Origin of the sequence: Nocardia sp. NPDC051756 (assembly GCF_040681495.1) — a bacterium.
In the GTDB taxonomy this organism is placed as follows: domain Bacteria; phylum Actinomycetota; class Actinomycetes; order Mycobacteriales; family Mycobacteriaceae; genus Nocardia.
Genome location: NZ_JBFAYV010000005.1, coordinates 497394 through 514128, shown reverse-complemented (window position 1 = coordinate 514128; position 16735 = coordinate 497394). Strand labels below are relative to the sequence as shown.

Below are 16735 nucleotides of genomic sequence, written 5' to 3'. Positions count from 1 at the left end.
AGCAGGGCGATCGACACCGAATCCAGCACGGGTCAGTACCTGTAGGTTTCAGTACGAAGGGCCGCGTCTCCGTTGGGGGCGCGGCTTTTTCGTGTGATCAGGCGTGCTCCAAGAGCTGGAGGTGGGCGGTCAGGACCTTGATCATGACGTGCTCGGCGCCACGCAGTCGGTGGTAGTCGGCGCGAAGCTCCGTCATTCTCTCGACAGCGCCGGCGATATCGCCGTTCTCGCTGTGCAGGACGGCAACTCGGTACCGGATGCGCAGACTGTCGTCGTCGTTTTCGCCGAGGGCTTCGGTCTGCTCGGCGACCAGCCGTGCCAAGATAGCGAAGGCGGCGGGACCGTCGCCGCCGCGCTGGAACCAGTCCGCGATCTCGTAGTGCAGGACTTCCTCGGAGTAGGTGTCCGCCAGTCCGGCGACGCGGTGGCGGTCGTCGAGTACGCGCGTCAATTCCGTGGCAGCGTGCGCGGGGTCGCCGGTCGCGCCTCGATAGTTGGCGAGTGCGCGGCGGGTCGCGAGCGTTTCGAGGTGGTCCGGGCCCACGGTTTCCAGTTGCCCGGCGAGTACCTGCTCGAGCTCGGTGGTGGCAGCGGCGAGATCGCCCAGCTTGGCTCGGCATTCGGCGAGTTCGCGCCGGGTGGTGAGGGTGTTCGGGTCGGCGGGGCCGAGGACGCGTATCCGGGCGGCGAGCACCTGCTCGAATTCGGCGGCGATTGCCCGCAGATCGGCGTCTTCGCTGAGCTCTGGCGATGACGGCTGCGGAGGGAGGTCGCCGCCCTGCTCGACGACGTAGTCGGTCAGTCCCTGGAGAAACTCGCCCACCTGATGGTTGATGTCGTAATTCCTTGCCCGCCAGGCGATCAGGTTGTGGCGGGCGGTCAGGGTCGCGGGAGCGTCGGGGCCGAGCGCGGTGCCGAAGGAAGGCAGCCAGGCGGCCCAGGTATCCCGGTTGTCGGCGAAAACCGGTGCTGCCGTGCGGGTCAGGTAGTGCGCTGCCGCGTCGCCGTCCCGGTAGGCCAGGTAGTGGCGGACGGCCGAGTTGCGCGCGTACTCGGCGATCGTTGGGGCGGAGTCGGTTTCGATGACCGCGATGATGGCGCGGTGGATGGTTTCGAGTTCTATTCCGCGCCTGGTCATTTCCCCGGTGAGGCCCGGCAGGAGCGCGCCGTGCGTGACACCGAATGCTTCGCCGGTGGCACCGGGGCGGCCGCGGGTGATCAGCACTCCGAGTCCGACGAGCAGGTCGCGGATCTGCGCGGTGCTCAATTCGGTGCCGAGCCGGGCGAGGGCCGCCTCGGCGAGTTCGATCGGCAGCACCGGGCCTACGCCGGCGGCGACGAGCAGCCCGAGTAATGGTCCGAGCGCGGTGCGGATTTCGGGGTTCGCCGAGGCGATCGCGTCGCCGATTCGATGCGCCACCACGGTGTCCAGTCCGATGCCTTCGGCGACCTCCGCCGGGGTGACCATGGAGTCGACCTCGATCAGCAGGCGTGCGACGAGCCAGCCGCTCGCGACCGCGTGCGAGTCGCTGAACACGCGGGTGGGCGTTTCCGCGAGTAGCGCGTCGATCCAGTTGACCCAGGTATCCGAGTGGTACCGAGCGACTTTGGCGCGGGTGGATCCCACCAGGATGTCGGCGACGTCCCGGGCGGTGGGTTCCGGCAGGGTGATTCGGTGCATGTGCGCGAGTTCCGGGGTGTCCTCGACGCCGGTTCCGGCGCGGATGCTGATCACCAAGCGAACGTGGGCGAATTCCGCGGCCGTCGTGAGGCTCGCGATCGCGCGGATGAGGAGGGCGCGGCTGCCCTCTTCCGGCTGGTCCAGGCCGTCGAGCACGATGGTGACCCGGGTTCCCGGACTGGCCGATCGGGTGATCGGGCGGCCGACCTCGATGTCGAACACATCGGGCTTGGTCTCGCCGCTCTCGGCCAGCGCTCGGACCTCGCGCACCGCGTCGGCGAAGCCAGGCAGGCGGACGCTGAGTTGGGCCGACAGTTCGGTGGCGACCGCCTCGATGGAACTACCCGCGGTCAAAAACACCGCTGCGGTGACGTATTCGGGGGCGATCGGCAGGCTGTCGACGATCGTCGGGCGAATCAGCATCGCCATCAGGGTCGATTTCCCGGCGGCGGGCGGTCCGACGATCGCCCGCAATCGGTGACTGCCGCTTTCGATGATCTCGGTGAGGCGTTCGCGGATGGCGCCGGTCAGTTGCAGGCGGCGGGTGAGATGGTCGACGAAGCCGGCGGCCGGACGTCCGGTCAGCGCGTCCCGGCGGCGGGCCGGGTTGGGGAGCAGCCAGAGGCCGGGATCGCCGCCCGGTGCGGCGGATTCGGCGCCCATGGCGTACGACAGATGCTGCGGGCGTTGCTGAATGCAGCTCGCGGCGATCGGGTCGACCAGGTCGGCGGGGAGCAGGTTTTCGCCGCGGGTCGCGAGGCCTGACTCGAACGTGGCGAGCATCGTCCTGGTGAAGCAGCCGTTGTAGGCGGGGCCGTCGTCGGAGGCGACCAGGAGTTCCACGCGCCCTGCGGATCTGGCGAGCAGGTCGGTCCAGCGGCGGGCCGCGCCCTGCACGCCTTGTTCGGCTTCGCAGGTGTCGATGAGGACGACGAGGCCGTCGAGAGTGGATCGGTTCAGTCGTTCGCGGATCGACTGGGTGAGGTGCACGGCGGTGCGTGAGTCGGGTACCGGAGGCGAATCGTAGGCGAGGAGATAGAAGTCCTCGGGGCCGGTGGTGACGCCGTGTCCGATGAACGCGACCAGCAGGCTGGCCTGCCGGGCTCCGGCCGTTTCGAATGCCGTGGCGATGACGTCGGCGAGTTCGCCTGCGCCGGGGTCGATTACGGGTCCGTCGTGCGCGGTCGCCGATTCCCACCCGCCGTCACGCCTGAGCCTGGCACACAAGTCTGCGGCCAGTCCGTGCACGAAGCCCAACTCGGGCAACGCCGCGCACTCCGACCCCACCACCAGGGCCAGTCGTCCTCCCATCCAGGAAACATACCCCGCCCAGCAATCGCCTCAGCCACCAACTTTCATGATCAGCGGGACGTGGCGGAGCAGATGACCGAATCCGTCCGGTCTGGGTGTTGGGTCGGCGGATCGCGGCGTGTGGTGGCTCAGTGAGGGTGATCGCGGCAGACTCGGACGCATGACCAGTGAGATCGATCAGTCGGCCGTAGTCGAGACCGGCGCGGGGAAAGTACGTGGGGTTGTCGAGGGGGCGGTGACGGCCTATCGGGGGATTCCCTATGCGCAGGCCGCGCGGTTCGGTCGGCCGGAGCCGAGTGCGCCGTGGGACGGTGTTCGGGATGCGATCGAATTCGGTCCGGCGGCAACGCAATTGGCTTCGCGCCTGGCGCGGGTGATGGGGGACTTCGAGATTCGGCAGGGGGAGGATTGTCTGTCGCTGAATGTGTGGGCGCCGCCGGGCGCGGGGCATCCGGTGCTGGTGTTTCTGCACGGCGGTGGATTCTCCAGTGGCGCAGGGAGTCTCGGGTGGTACTCCGGGGCGGAGTTCGCGGCGCTGGGGGATGTCGTGGTGGTGACCGTGAACTATCGGCTCGGCGTGTTCGGGTATCTGCGGTTACCCGGAGTGAGCGACGGCAACTTGGGGCTGCTCGATCAGATCGCCGCGCTCACCTGGGTGCGCGAGAACATCGCGGCATTCGGCGGTGATCCCGGCCGGGTGACCGCCGCCGGGCAGTCGGCGGGTGCGATATCGCTGGTGGCGATGCTGTCCGGCGAGCAGGGGAGCGGGCTGTTCCAGCAGGCCGTTTTGCAGAGCACACCGCTCAGCATGCGGCCGGCCACGCCGGACGAGGCGGCGCAGACCGGTGGGAAGTTGTTGCAGGAGTTGGGCATCGAGGCCGAGCAGCTCGGGGCGGTGCCGGTGGCCGAGTTGCTGGCCGCGCAGTCCGCGGTCGCGAGTCGAGCGCCCTCCCGGATCATCCCGCCGTTTCAGCTGACCGGGGACGGGACGCTGGTCGATGCCGACCCGGCGGGCACGGTGGGCAGGGACAGCACCATCCCGATTCTGCTGGGGACGACCAGGGATGAGGCGGCGGCGTTCTTCTCCGACGACTGGGACGCCATGGAGCAGGCCACCGAACAGGGCTTCGGCGGGCCGACCCGGCGGCTGGGTGCGGCGCTCGGCGAGCGCGGTGTCGCGCCGTGGCTGTACCGGTTCGATTGGCAGCCGGACGGCAGTCCGTTCGGTGCGTGCCACTGCCTCGAGCTGCCGTTCTTGCTCGGCGACGCGGAAGCCTGGCGGGACGCGCCGATGCTGCAAGGCGAGCGCCCGCAGCGGCTGGTCGACGAGATGCGCGGCAGCTGGATCGGATTCGTCCGCGACGGCGATCCGGGGTGGGAGCGCGGCAGCACCCGGCACTTCACTGGCTGATCGTGCTAATATTTGGCCGTGCGGTCAGAAAATAGTCCGGATGGCCAACAAAGGTCATTTATCGAGGAAGCGCGGCGGCGGCAGATCATCGCGTCCGCGGTGGAGGTGATCTCCGAGGTCGGGTACGGCAATGCGTCGCTGGCGCGGATCGCCGAGCATGCCGGGATCTCCAAGGGGGTCATCTCCTACCACTTCGCCGGCAAGGACGATCTGATGACGCAGCTGGTCGTCCAGCTGTACGTATCGGGGGCGGAGCACATCGGGCCGAAGGTCGCCGCGGCGGTCGGTCCGCGAAACATGTTGCTGGCCTATATCGAATCCAATCTCGCGTTCATCGCCGCGAACACGAACTACGTCGCGGCGCTGACGGATGTGGTGCTGAACCTGCGCGACGCGGACGGCAAACCGAAGTTCGCCTCGGCCGACGGTGAGCGGGAGATCATCGTGCCGCTCGTCGACATCATGTGCGCGGGCCAGCAGGCCGGGGACTTCGCCGAATTCGATCCGCTGGTGATGGCGAAGTCCATCCGGGACGCGATCGACGGTGCGGCCGGGCGCGCGATCCGGGAGCCGGACTTCGATATGGACGAGTACGCCGCGCACATGTGCCGGCTGTTCGATTTGGCTACGCGAAAGGTGGGGGCAGATGACTGACGCGACGACAACGCAAGCGCGGCAAGCTGATACGACCGAGGAGCTGCCGCCGTTCGCGGTCGCCGGGGTCGGTGCGATCGCGGTCGTGGCGGCGATCGCGCTGCTGGCGTCGGCGGGGCGATACGGATTCTTCGGCGACGAGCTGTATTTCATCTCCGCCGGACGCAGGCTAGCCGTCAGTTACGCCGATCAGGGACCGCTGCTGCCCGCGATCGCCCGGCTGATGGACTCGATCGCGCCGGAATCCATGGTGGCGCAGCGTATTCCGGCAATGCTGGTCACGGTCGCCGCGGTGCTGATCAGTGCGCAGATCGCCAGGGAGTTCGGTGGCTCACGCAACGCCCAGCTGCTCACCGCGACCGCTTACGCGACTTCACCTTTCCTGCTGGTGCAGGGAACTCAGTTGGCCACCAACACCATCGACACCGCGCTGTGGGTGTTGATCAGCTGGCTGCTCATCCGCTGGGTGCGTACGAGGCACGACTCGCTGCTGCTGTCGGCGGCCCTGGCCACCGCCCTGGATATGCAGGTCAAATGGCTGATCCCGTTCTTCTGGATCGCCGTCGCGATCGGCGTGGCGATCTACGGCCCGCGCGACCTGTTCCGCCGCCCGGCGCTGTGGTTGGGCGGGGTGCTGGTCTTCTGCGTGACGCTGCCGAGCCTGATCTGGCAGGCCGCGCACGACTGGCCCCAGCTGCGGCTCGGCGCGGTGGTCGCGGAGGAACAGGCCACCGTCGGCGGCCGCTACACCTGGTTGCCGCTGGCCATGGCGTCCGCCGGACTGCTCGGCGGCGTGCTGCTGGTCTACGGAATCGTGACCCTGTTCCGCTGGGAACCGTTGCGCCAGTACCGATTCCTTGCCTTGCTCCCGCTGCTGCTCGCGGTCGCGTTCATCGCCACCAACGGTCGGGCCTACTACGCGGCAGGCTGCTACGCCGCGCTCTTCGCCGCCGGCGCGGTGCGATGGACCGCGAAGACCGGCCGCCTGCGCACGGTCGTCACCAGCACGGTGATCGTCATATCCATTGTGCTGGCGGCATTTACGATGCCATGGCAACCCGAGTCCAAGATCAAGCCCGCGACCAGCGAGGCCGACGCGGGCCTGTCGATCGGCGTCTACGGCAAGTTCGGCTGGCCCGAACTCGCCGCGGCCACGACCGCCGCCTACCGATCCCTCCCCGAGGCCGACCGCGCCGGCGTCGTCGTTATCACCGACTCCTATTGGCAGGCAAGCGCACTCGATATCTTCGGCACCGACCTCCCCGCCGTCTACAGCCCCAGCCGCGGCTTCGGCTACTTCGGCACCCCACCCGACACCGCCACCACCGTCCTCTGGGTAGGCAACGACGAATCCGACGTCCGCCCCCTCTTCGGCACGATCACCCCCATCGGCCGAGCCGACACCCGCCTAGGCTTCCCCGGCTCCACCCGAGACGTTACCATCTGGCGCTGCGACAACCCCCACGCCCCCTGGTCCCAAACCTGGCCCGACCTGATGAAGCTTTGAGCATCGGCTGCTGCGTCCCGTAGCGTTCAGTTGAGCCATCCGTTACCGAACCTTATCGGCATAAGGTTCGGTAACGATGTCACTTACCGAACCTTATCGCCTTAAGGTTTGGTAACGTGCGAGGATGGTGAACGATCCGGCGGTACCGCTGTGGCCTGCGGTCGCGTACGAAGAGCGCCCGTGGGCGATTCGTGATACCTACGCATCGCGGACCCAGCTGCGCAAGCATGCGGGTCCTTATTCGGCAGCTGTACTTCCCGCTATCGCGGATGCTGTCGTAGAGCTGCCGTCGGGTCTGCTGGCCGAGGCGGAAGAGTCGGCAAACCAACTCGCACGATTCGACGCCCACGTTTCCGCCGCGCTGGGCACGGACTGCGAACTCGGGCCGATGAGCGCCGTGCTGCTGCGGACGGAGAGCGCCGCGTCGTCGCAGATCGAGAATCTGACCGTCGGTGCCCGGCAACTCGCGCTCGCGGAACTGGGCAAGCACACGAACCGTAATGCGCGAATCGTCACCGCGAATGTTCGGGCGATGGAGGCAGCGGTCGAACTGAGTCGCACGGTCGATGCCGAAACGCTGCTGACCATGCATCGGGCGCTGCTCGAATCGTCCAACCCGGACCATGCCGGTCGATGGCGGACCGAACAAGTATGGATCGGTGGCAGCAATATCGGCCCGCACGTCGCCGATTTCGTTCCGCCACATCATGAGCGGGTGCCGGACGCGATCGCCGACTTGGTCGGTTTCGTGCGCCGGAACGACATCCCCCTGGTCATCCAAATCGCCCTGGCGCACGCACAATTCGAGACAATCCATCCGTTCACTGATGGAAACGGCCGCACCGGACGGGCTCTGGTACATGCGATGCTGCGCGGCAAGGGACTGACGCGGCATGTGACCGTACCGATTTCGGCCGGGCTGCTGGTCAATACGGCGGCGTACTTCGAGGGGTTGAACCAGTACCGAGCCGGCGACCCCGCGCCGATCGTTCGTCAGTTCATCGACGCGGCGTTCTTCGCCATCGGTAGCGGAACTCAGCTTGTCGAGGAACTGAGTTCGATTCGCGCGGAGTATCGCGAGAAGATCACTGCTCGTAGTGATTCGGTGGTCTGGCGGGTGATCGACGTGCTGGTTGCACAACCGGTGATCGACAACGCCTACCTGACTCGGACCTTCGAAGTCAGCGATGTCGCGGCCCAACGTGCCATCGATCGCCTGGTCGAATTCGGTGTGCTGCACGAGGTCTCTCAACGAACCCGCGACAGGGTCTGGCAAGCCGACTCCATTCTCACCGCACTGGACGATTTCGCGGCTGGAATCCGGCGTGTACGCGGCTGAGCCGGAAATCGGGTGGCGGTGGGGCGGGGGTTTTGACACGCTTCGGGGATGGTCGACAGGGCGTTCGGTGAGGTGCGGTTGGCTGCGGTTTATGACCGGTTCAATCCGTGGGAGGGGCGGGGGGACTTCGGGTTTTATTTGCCGTTGGTGATGGGTGCGGGGGCTGTGCTCGATGTCGGGTGTGGGACGGGGGAGTTGTTGCGGCGGGCTCGGCGGGAGGGGCATGGCGGGCGGTTGTGTGGGTTGGATCCGGCGGTGGGGATGTTGGAAGTTGCACGGGGGCAGGGGGATATCGAGTGGGTGCTGGGGGATGCGGGGGCGGTGCGGGGGTGGGATCGGCAGTTCGAGTTGGTGGTGATGACCGGGCATGCGTTTCAGGTGCTGGTCGGGGATGCGGAGTTGCGGGCTACGTTGGCGGTGATCGCTTCGGTGTTGACCGAGGACGGCTGCTTTGCGTTCGAGACGCGCAATCCGCTTGTGCGGGAATGGGAGACGTGGGATCGGCGGTATTCCGAGGTGGTGTCGGATGCGGAGGGGGCGATGGTGCGTTGTGTGTGTCAGGTCGTGGAACCGGTTGCGGGGGAGCTGGTTTCGTTCACGCACACCTTCACCTGCGATCGGTGGGATCAGCCCGAGGTGAGTCACAGCACGCTGCGGTTTCTCGACCAGGATCGGCTGGCCGCGTTCTTGTCCGAGGCGGGGTTGGTGGTGGCGGAGCAGTTCGGGGATTGGGATCGCAGCCCGGTGACGGCGGTCAGTCCGGAGATCATCACCCTCGCCCGGCGGGGTGGGTGAATCGGCGACGCGCCGTTGTCCGATTCGTTCAAGACCAACTGCTGTCGCGCGGGTTGACTGGGGTTCACCCCACGTCGAGCGGAGGAGTGCGAGCATGCAGGTCCATATCAACGCGATCACCCTGGGTGTGAGCGATCTCGAACGCGCACTGCGCTTCTATCGGGACGGCCTCGGGCTCTCCTCGCCGGGCATCATCGGCACCGAATATGTCGCGGATGGCGACACCCCGGGTGGCTCGGCGGCCATGTTCACCCTGGGCAATGGCCTTATGCTCTCGCTCTACTCGCGCAGCGACCTGGCCGCGGACGCCGCGCTCCCGGTCGATCGCGTGGCCGGCTCACCGATGAGTCTCGGCTTCTTCGTCGACGCCCGCGAAGACGTCGATCGCATCCTCGACCAAGCCGAACAGGCCGGCGGCACCATCGTCCGCGCGCCCCTCGAACGACCCTGGGGCATCTATTCCGGCTACTTCACCGACCCCGACGACCACCTCTGGGAAGCGGTCTACTTCCTGAACGGCCAGCCCCCCAACTGATTTCGCGCAGACCCTAGGAAAACGACAATGGCGGCGTCAGGGGACGCCGCCATTGTCTCGAGGGGAGAAACTAGATCTTGGTGGTTTCGACCTTGTTCAGGACGACGTCGTCACGCGGCGCACCGTCGGGGCTGCCGTCGCGCGTGCCGGCCGCGGCGACGCCTTGGAGAACGTCGAGGCCGGCGGTGATGCGCCCGAACGGGGTGTAGCTCGGGGGCAACGGGCTGTCCTGGTAGACCAGGAAGAACTGGCTGCCATTGGTGTTCGGCCCCGCGTTCGCCATCGCGACGGTGCCCGCCGGGTAGGTGGCGCCGGCCAGGTTCTCGTCCGGGATCTGGTAGCCCGGGCCGCCGGTGCCCTGCGCGGTCGGATCGCCGCACTGCAGGACGTAGATGCCCTGGGTGGTGATCCGGTGGCACTTGGTGTGGTTGAAGTACTTCTCGTTGGACAGGAACGCGAACGAGTTGACCGTCTGCGGTGCCCGCGAGTCGAGCGCGATCTGGATTGCGCCACAGGTGGTGTCGAGCGTCGCCGAGTAGCTGGCGCCGGGTTCGGTGGCCGGGCCGGGAGCCGGGTAGGTGCGCGCGGTCACCGCGCCTTCCGCGGGCGCTGCGCATTGCCCGGGCTGTTGCTGGGTGCGCACGGTCCACGTGTTCGCCGAAACGCCGCCGGACGCGAATGCCGCGAGCGCCGCCGCGACGGCCGCGACACCGACCACGCGCAGCACCCCGCGCGGCACGCCGAACCGCCGTCCACGTTTGCTGTTGCCGAACTGCCGCCCCTGCACTTCGCTGCTCACCGCTAGGAATCTCCTTCATTCGGATTGCGCACCCGCTGATGCCGAGCCGAATCATCCCATCTCGCCGCCGTTTGCGTGCAGGGACGGTCACGATCCCCCCGAATTCGAACACCAGGTTGCCGGGTCGATAACTGACGAGTTCCTCCGGTTGTCGATAGATGTTCGCAGGCTATGGAATACGACAAGACAGTGCCGCCAGTCCGATGACAGATGTCTCTGCGCTATGTGCGGAATCCGCGAAGTATGCGACGCCGTCAGGCCTCGAGCGCGGCGAGGCGGTGTTTGCTGACCTCCGTATCGACGCCGAGGCGGCCGAGCAGTTCCGCGGCCGGATCCGGTTCTCGCAGTGCGAGTATGGATCTGAGCAGATGGCTCGGGGCGAGGTGGCGGGTTTTCCGGCCGGTCGCCTCGACGGCGCTGTGCAAGACGGCTCGGGAGCTCGAGGTGACGTTGTTGCGGCTCAACGACAGCCGTTTGCCCTGCGGGGCAGGCAGTTCGAGGCCCGATACATCGAGTCCGATCGTGGCCAGCGCCGCCCGATCGAGATCATCGAGCGCCGCCCGCGCATCCTCGAGCGTGACCCCGAGCGCGCGGGCCGCTACCGAATCGGCGTCGTGCAGGAGGCCGAGTAGCAGGTGGTCGGTGCCGAGTTTGCGTGCGCCGCGCTGGCCCGCTTCGCCGAGCGCGGCGTCGAGTACCGCCGCGAACGGGATCGCCTTGGTCGTCCGCTCCCACATGACATCTCACTTTCCGTGCTTCGTGTGCGCCGATTGACGGGTCACGCCGAGCGCATCGCCGATCTGCTCCCAGGTCCACCCCTGCGTTCTGGCATGTGCGACGGCGGCCCGCTCGACCTGCTCGGCGAGTCGGTGCAGCGCGCCTACCGCTCGTAAGCCCACGGCAGGGTCGTTCGAGCGAAGTCGTTGCGCGAGTTCGTCCATCTCCACGTTTGTCAGTTTGATTTGACAGGGACCGCATGTCAAATCAAACTGACGAACGTGGGCTCGGGGAAGCCGCCTCGAAGCGCCTCGCTGAACAGGAGTGAGCTGATGACCGCCGAGGTGATCGTGGTAGGTGCCGGTCCGACGGGCCTGCTGCTTGCCTGTGAGTTGAGCTTGTCGGGCGTGCGGCCGGTGGTGCTGGAGCGTCAGCCGCGGCCACGCGACTTGCCCAAAGCCAACGGTCTGGCCGGACAGATCGTGCAGCTGTTGCATTACCGGGGACTGCTGGCGCGGCTGAGCGCGGCCGGCTCGTTCACCGGCCGGGCGCCCGGATTTCCGTTCGGTGGAATGGGATTGGATTTCTCCGGTCTGCCGGAGAGTCCGCTGCAACTGCTGCTCATCCCGCAACCACGGCTGGAGCAGCTGCTGGGCGAGCGGGCCGAGGAACTCGGTGTCGAGATCCGCCGCGGCCACGAGGTGAGCGGCGTGCGCCAGGATGCGGCAGGCGTCGCCGTGCAGGTCTGCGGTCCGGACGGCGAATACCGGCTCGACACAAGCTATCTGGTGGGTTGCGACGGCGGACGAAGCCCCGTGCGCATGGCGGCGGGGATCGAATTCCCGGGGACTACCTATCCGGAGGTGACTCGGCTGGGCCACGTGGCCATGCCCGACTCGGTGACGAGACTCGACAACGGCGACCTCGAGGTGCCGGGGGTCGGCCTGGTGCAGACGGGTTTCACTCGCACGGAACGCGGCGTCCTCGCCTTCGCGTCGTTCACCCCGGATGTCCTGCTGGTGTCGGTGACCGAGGAAGACCCGACCGCCGTCGCCGACCGCTCGCTGACCCTGTCGGATCTAGAGGCCGCGATCCACCGGGTGCTCGGCACGGAAGTTCCACTCGGCGAACCGATTTGGCTGTCGAGCTTCACCGCGCAGGCGCGGCAGGCCGACCGGTACCGCGCGGGCCGGATCCTGCTGGCGGGTGATGCGGCCCATCTGTTTCCGGCCGGCGGCGCCGGGCTCAACGTCGGCCTGACCGATGCGCTCAACCTCGGTTGGAAGCTGGCCGGAACGGTCCAGGGCTGGGCTTCGCCCGGACTGCTGGACACCTACCAGGACGAGCGGTGGCGCGCCGGTGCGCGAGCGCTGATGCAGACCCGCGCGCAGACCGCGCTGGCGGCCGGTACCGACGACGCTGCCGCGCTGCGCGCAGTGTTCGGCGAACTCCTCCGCGATGAGCAGGCGACCCGTCGAATCGGTGAAATGTTGGCGGGCACAGACCTGCGCTACCCGATGCCCGGCGCAGACTCGACGACGTCTCCGCTTATCGGTGGGGTGGCACCGGATCTCCCGCTGCGTACAGATTCGGGAGTCACCAGCGTCGCAGAACTGCTGCACGCCGGGCGTCCGGTCCTGCTCGACCTCGTCGGCCCCGAGGGCCGCCTCGATCTCGATGTCGGTCTGCGCGAGGTCGCCGCAGGCTGGGCAAACCGGGTCGACTACCAATACGCGCAATGTGAGCACGGACCTGCCACCGCGCTCCTGATCCGTCCGGATGGCCTGGTGGCCTGGGCCGAGTCGGCCGACGGGTCCGGTGCGGCTGTCCAGTCGCTGCCTGCCGCATTGACCCACTGGTTCGGCGAGCCCCAGGCGTGAGCCCGCAGTCCGCCTCGGCGATGCGCGGAAGCCGAAACGGTTGTGCGAGAACGGCTCAGGTGCGGCGGATGCGGCGGTAGGTGGGGACGGCGGTGGTTGCGGCGGCTAGTTCGGTGGCCAGCCAGTCGAGGTCGGCGTCGGCGAGGGGGGAGATGGTGATGCGGAGGTGGTCGGTGGGTGGGGGGTCGCCGACGATGAAGGGGCCGCCGGGGGCGGCTTTGATGCCTGCGGCGGCCAGGGAGATCATGGCTGCGTTCTCGTCGGCGACCGGGAGCCACAGGTTGATGCCGTCGCCGCGGGCGACGGTGACGCCGCGGCGGGTCAGGGCGCGGCGGAGTTCGGCTGAGCGCCTGCGGTATTCGGCGCGGGCGGTGGTGACGGCGTGGATGGCGGTTTCGTCGTCGAGCATGCTCAGCAGGACGCGTTGCAGGAGCCGGCTGGTCCAGCCCGCGCCGAGCATGCGGCGTTCGACGACCGGATCGAGGAGATCGGCGGGACCGCCGGCGACGGCCAAGCGTAGGTCCGCGCCGTGCGATTTGGAGTACGAGCGGACGTGCACGGTGCGGCGGGGGAGCCGGCTGCCGAGGGATCGCAGTGGGGCGGCGGCGATTCCGGCGGAGTGGTCGTCCTCGATGACGAGCGTGTTCGTGTCGAGGAGGATGTCGGACAGTTCGCGGATGCGGCGCGCGGTGAGGGAGACGCCGGTGGGGTTCTGGCCGCGGGGTTGCAGGATGAGCGCGGTGGCACCGTGTTCGGTGACGGCGCGGGCGAGTTCGGCGGGCAGCAGGCCGGATTCGTCCATCCGGACGGGGACGGGTCGTGCGCCGAGTCCGGCGAGCAGGTCGAGAAACGGTGGGAAGCACGGATCTTCGACCGCCACCGCGTCACCGAGCCGGACGTGCGCGGTCAGCAGGCGATCGACGGCATCGAGCGCACCGTCCAGGACCGCGATCCGTTCGGCGCGAAAGGGCCAGTCCGCCCGGACTTTCGCGGCCAGCTCCGGCAGCACCGCTTCGCCGAGATAGTCGGCGGCGAGATCACTGGCCCCCTCGCGGGTCAGATCGCGCAGTGCCGCACCGAGATCGGGCAGCAGTTCGGGATCGGGTGTGCCACGGGAGAGGTCGATCCGGAAAGCACTGTAGGACGGCGGATGCAGCCGCTGGTAGCGCCCGACGGCGGTCACCGGCCTGGTGGCGACCGGCGCGCCGACGAACGTGCCCGCCCGCCCGCGCGCGACGATCGCCCCGGCCGAGGCCAGCGCCCGCCACGCCTGATTCACCGTCGCCGGCGAGACCTTCAGCTCGCGCGCGACTTCCCGAACGGTAGGCAGCCTCGATCCCGGCGTCAACGCCCCCGACCGAATCTGCCTGCTGACCGCCGCCGCAATCCCCGCCGGCGTCCGATCATCCAGATCCGCAACAAACCGCCCGGTCTCATTCCCCGCGGCCGCGGCCCCACTAGTCACACCCCCACCTCCCTCGCACCCGACATCGCCAGCCGCACCCACTCTCGGGATCCGCACCCGGAATAGGGCGCTAAAGCCGGTGCGGATCCCGAGAGAGAGTGCGGGAATCCCACGTCGACCCGCGGAGTGCGGTCGCTGGGGCGGGATTGGGCTGCGGTCCCGGCGGCAGCAGGCGTCGGGCGCATGGGCGCTGGGCCTCCGATTCGCTCGCTCACACCGTCATTCTGCGTCGGGTGTGGCGCCGGAACTACGGCCAGGCTCGAGGTTTACGGCTACGAAACTGTTTCCGCAATCTTGTAACACAACCGAATTGGTTCGGCGTGAAGTATAACAAAGCATGGGAATCGTTCGAGCCGCGCTCGTCCAGACGAACTGGACCGGCGACAAAGAGTCCATGATCAAAGCGCACGAGGATTACGCCCGTCAGGCGGCCGCGCAGGGCGCGAAGGTGATCTGCTTCCAGGAGCTGTTCTACGGCCCCTACTTCTGTCAGTTGCAGGACGCGAAGTTCTACGCGTACGCGGAGTCGGTGCCGGGTCCGACCACGGACCGATTCGCCGCGCTGGCAAAGGAATTGGGCATGGTGATGGTCCTGCCGGTGTACGAGCAGGAGCAACCGGGCCTGCTCTACAACACCGCCGCGGTGATCGACGCCGACGGCAGCTACCTGGGCAAGTACCGTAAACACCATATTCCGCACGTCAACGGCTTCTGGGAGAAGTTCTACTTCCGGCCGGGCAATCTGGGCTGGCCGGTTTTCGATACCGCGGTCGGCAAGGTCGGCGTCTATATCTGTTACGACCGGCATTTCCCGGAGGGCTGGCGCGCGCTGGGCCTGGCCGGCGCGGAAATCGTGTTCAACCCGTCCGCGACCTCGCGCGGCCTGTCCGGCTACCTGTGGAAGCTGGAGCAGCCGGCGTCCGCGGTGGCCAACGAGTACTACATCGGCGCGATCAACCGGGTCGGCATCGAGGAGTACGGCGACGACGACTTCTACGGCACCAGCTACTTCGTCGATCCGGAGGGCAAGTTCGTCGGCGAGGTGGCCTCGGACACCGATCCCGAGCTGGTGATCCGCGACCTGGATCTGGATCTGATCAAGACGGTGCGCGACCGGTGGGCCTTCTATCGCGACCGCAGGCCGGATGCCTATGGTCCGCTGGTGGCTCCCTAGATCGGCGACGAGATGACTCTGACCTTCATCCACGGCGGCACGGTGGTCTCGGCCACCGGATCGCAACTGCTCGACGTGCTGGTGGACGGCGAAATAATCGTCGCCGTAGTACAACCCGGATCCACGGCCCTCGGCGCGGACCTCACCGCGACCGCCGAGGTGGTCATCGACGCGACCGGGAAATACGTGATTCCCGGTGGCGTGGACGGACATACGCACATGCAGATGCCGTTCGGCGGCACCGAGGCGTCCGACACCTTCGAGACCGGCACCCGCGCCGCTGCCTGGGGCGGTACGACGACGATCGTCGACTTCGTCGTGCAGACGCCGGGGGAGCGGTTGCAGGACACGCTCGGCGCCTGGCATCAGAAGGCCGCGGGCAAGTGTGCGATCGACTACGGCTTCCACCAGATCATCGGTGAGGTCAACGACGAATCGCTCAAGGGCATGAGCGAATTGGTGTCCGAGGGCGTCACCAGCTTCAAGCTGTTCATGGCCTATCCGGGCGTCTTCTACTCCACCGACGGCCAGATCCTGCGTGCCATGCAGTCGGCCGGCGACCTGGGCGCGCTGCTGATGATGCACGCGGAGAACGGGATCGCCATCGACGTGCTGGTCGAGCAGGCCATCGCGCGCGGCGATACCGCCCCCTACTTCCACGGCACCAGCCGGCCGTGGCAGATGGAGGAGGAGGCCACCCACCGCGCGATCATGTTGGCGCAGTTGACCGGTGCGCCGCTCTACGTGGTGCACGTGTCGGCGAAGCAGGCGCTGGAACAGATCGCCACCGCACGAGGCAACGGCCAGAACGTGTTCGGCGAGACCTGCCCGCAGTATCTGTACCTCTCGCTCGAAGAACAGTTGGGCGCACCGGGTTTCGAGGGCGCCAAGTGGGTCTGCTCGACGCCGCTGCGCTCGCGCGCCGAGGGCCATCAGGACGAGCTGTGGCGCTACCTGCGCACCGGTGACGTGACCACGGTCAGCACCGACCACTGCCCGTTCTGCATGAAGGACCAGAAGGAAATGGGCATCGGCGATTTCAGCAAGATCCCGAACGGGATCGGCGGCGTCGAGCACCGGATGGACCTGATGTTCCAGGGCGTCAAGAGCGGGCAGATCTCGCTCGAACGCTGGGTCGAGGTCTGCTGCACCACGCCGGCCAGGATGTTCGGCATGTACCCGCGCAAGGGCGTGATCAGTCCGGGCGCCGACGCGGACATCGTGATCTATGACCCGAACGGGCACACCAGCATCGGCCTCGGCAAGACCCATCACATGAACATGGACTACTCGGCCTATGAGGGCTTCGAGATCGACGGCCACGTCGACACCGTGCTCTCCCGCGGCCGCGTGGTCATCGACGACGGCAACTATCTCGGCCGCGCCGGGCACGGCCGGTTCGTCAAACGTGAACTGTCGCAGAACCTGATCTGACAGCCCAGCTGTCTCCGACTTCGAAACGGAGAG

At 67.5% G+C, this 16735-nt stretch carries 14 protein-coding genes; 9 read left to right on the top strand and 5 right to left on the bottom strand.

From position 1 onward, the window contains the following. Window positions 1–97 precede the first annotated feature (97 nt). Entirely contained in the window at window positions 98–2992 is a 2895-nt protein-coding gene (locus tag AB0M22_RS24350) for a tetratricopeptide repeat protein (protein ID WP_364730980.1), read from the bottom strand. Between the two features lie 160 nt (window positions 2993–3152). Here AB0M22_RS24350 and AB0M22_RS24345 point away from each other — a divergent pair, with 160 nt between their 5' ends. The 6 genes from AB0M22_RS24345 (at window position 3153) to AB0M22_RS24320 (ending at window position 9233) form a co-directional block, all read left to right on the top strand. Next, window positions 3153–4403: a carboxylesterase family protein gene (locus AB0M22_RS24345; protein WP_364730978.1), complete on the top strand. Its 1251-nt coding sequence runs from the start codon at window positions 3153–3155 to the stop codon at window positions 4401–4403. An 18-nt stretch (window positions 4404–4421) separates the two neighbouring features. Next, a complete protein-coding gene (locus tag AB0M22_RS24340) occupies window positions 4422–5057 on the top strand; it encodes a TetR/AcrR family transcriptional regulator (RefSeq protein ID WP_364730975.1) in 636 nt (211 codons plus the stop codon). Continuing rightward, window positions 5050–6564, top strand: a complete 1515-nt coding sequence (locus tag AB0M22_RS24335; RefSeq protein WP_364730973.1) for a glycosyltransferase family 39 protein — start codon at window positions 5050–5052, stop codon at window positions 6562–6564. The genes AB0M22_RS24340 and AB0M22_RS24335 overlap by 8 nt, the downstream gene beginning before the upstream one ends. 124 nt (window positions 6565–6688) lie before the next feature. Further along, window positions 6689–7903 (top strand): Fic family protein, encoded by a 1215-nt coding sequence (locus tag AB0M22_RS24330; RefSeq protein ID WP_364730970.1) that lies wholly within the window; start codon window positions 6689–6691, stop codon window positions 7901–7903. 48 nt (window positions 7904–7951) lie between these two features. Continuing rightward, window positions 7952–8698 (top strand): methyltransferase domain-containing protein, encoded by a 747-nt coding sequence (locus AB0M22_RS24325; RefSeq protein ID WP_364730967.1) that lies wholly within the window; start codon window positions 7952–7954, stop codon window positions 8696–8698. 94 nt (window positions 8699–8792) lie between these two features. After that, the gene (locus tag AB0M22_RS24320) at window positions 8793–9233 is read left to right on the top strand and encodes a VOC family protein (RefSeq protein WP_364730964.1); all 441 of its coding nucleotides are present in this window, start codon (window positions 8793–8795) and stop codon (window positions 9231–9233) included. 70 nt (window positions 9234–9303) lie between these two features. On the opposite strand, the gene AB0M22_RS24315 is transcribed toward AB0M22_RS24320, so the two are convergent. The 3 genes from AB0M22_RS24315 to AB0M22_RS24305 form a co-directional block, all read right to left on the bottom strand. Next, entirely contained in the window at window positions 9304–10032 is a 729-nt protein-coding gene (locus AB0M22_RS24315) for a peptidylprolyl isomerase (protein ID WP_364730961.1), read from the bottom strand. 254 nt (window positions 10033–10286) lie between these two features. After that, window positions 10287–10769, bottom strand: a complete 483-nt coding sequence (locus tag AB0M22_RS24310; protein ID WP_364730958.1) for a Clp protease N-terminal domain-containing protein — start codon at window positions 10767–10769, stop codon at window positions 10287–10289. Between the two features lie 6 nt (window positions 10770–10775). Continuing rightward, complete coding sequence (locus AB0M22_RS24305; RefSeq protein WP_364731957.1) at window positions 10776–10973, bottom strand: helix-turn-helix domain-containing protein; 198 nt, start codon at window positions 10971–10973, stop codon at window positions 10776–10778. 108 nt (window positions 10974–11081) lie between these two features. On the opposite strand from AB0M22_RS24305, the gene AB0M22_RS24300 reads away from it, so the two are divergent. Continuing rightward, window positions 11082–12629 carry an FAD-dependent monooxygenase gene (locus tag AB0M22_RS24300; protein WP_364730955.1) on the top strand — a complete coding sequence of 516 codons (1548 nt, stop codon included), beginning with the start codon at window positions 11082–11084 and terminating at the stop codon, window positions 12627–12629. A gap of 55 nt (window positions 12630–12684) precedes the next feature. On the opposite strand, the gene AB0M22_RS24295 is transcribed toward AB0M22_RS24300, so the two are convergent. Continuing rightward, the gene (locus AB0M22_RS24295; protein WP_364730953.1) at window positions 12685–14094 is read right to left on the bottom strand and encodes an aminotransferase class I/II-fold pyridoxal phosphate-dependent enzyme; all 1410 of its coding nucleotides are present in this window, start codon (window positions 14092–14094) and stop codon (window positions 12685–12687) included. Window positions 14095–14431: 337 nt separating this feature from the next. Between AB0M22_RS24295 and AB0M22_RS24290 the strand changes: the two genes are divergently transcribed. Both AB0M22_RS24290 and hydA read left to right on the top strand, forming a co-directional pair. Then, complete coding sequence (locus AB0M22_RS24290; protein WP_364730951.1) at window positions 14432–15268, top strand: nitrilase-related carbon-nitrogen hydrolase; 837 nt, start codon at window positions 14432–14434, stop codon at window positions 15266–15268. 12 nt (window positions 15269–15280) lie between these two features. Next, window positions 15281–16702 carry a dihydropyrimidinase gene (hydA, locus tag AB0M22_RS24285; protein WP_364730949.1) on the top strand — a complete coding sequence of 474 codons (1422 nt, stop codon included), beginning with the start codon at window positions 15281–15283 and terminating at the stop codon, window positions 16700–16702. Window positions 16703–16735 lie beyond the last annotated feature (33 nt).

Coding starts and splice junctions, on each gene's coding strand:
- AB0M22_RS24305 (WP_364731957.1), bottom strand. CDS start 10,973: ATGGACGAACTCGCGCAACGACTTCGCTCGAACGACCCTGCCGTGGGC.
- AB0M22_RS24330 (WP_364730970.1), top strand. CDS start 6,689: ATGGTGAACGATCCGGCGGTACCGCTGTGGCCTGCGGTCGCGTACGAA.
- hydA (WP_364730949.1), top strand. CDS start 15,281: ATGACTCTGACCTTCATCCACGGCGGCACGGTGGTCTCGGCCACCGGA.
- AB0M22_RS24335 (WP_364730973.1), top strand. CDS start 5,050: ATGACTGACGCGACGACAACGCAAGCGCGGCAAGCTGATACGACCGAG.
- AB0M22_RS24310 (WP_364730958.1), bottom strand. CDS start 10,769: ATGTGGGAGCGGACGACCAAGGCGATCCCGTTCGCGGCGGTACTCGAC.
- AB0M22_RS24300 (WP_364730955.1), top strand. CDS start 11,082: ATGACCGCCGAGGTGATCGTGGTAGGTGCCGGTCCGACGGGCCTGCTG.
- AB0M22_RS24345 (WP_364730978.1), top strand. CDS start 3,153: ATGACCAGTGAGATCGATCAGTCGGCCGTAGTCGAGACCGGCGCGGGG.
- AB0M22_RS24290 (WP_364730951.1), top strand. CDS start 14,432: ATGGGAATCGTTCGAGCCGCGCTCGTCCAGACGAACTGGACCGGCGAC.
- AB0M22_RS24350 (WP_364730980.1), bottom strand. CDS start 2,992: ATGGGAGGACGACTGGCCCTGGTGGTGGGGTCGGAGTGCGCGGCGTTG.
- AB0M22_RS24325 (WP_364730967.1), top strand. CDS start 7,952: ATGGTCGACAGGGCGTTCGGTGAGGTGCGGTTGGCTGCGGTTTATGAC.
- AB0M22_RS24320 (WP_364730964.1), top strand. CDS start 8,793: ATGCAGGTCCATATCAACGCGATCACCCTGGGTGTGAGCGATCTCGAA.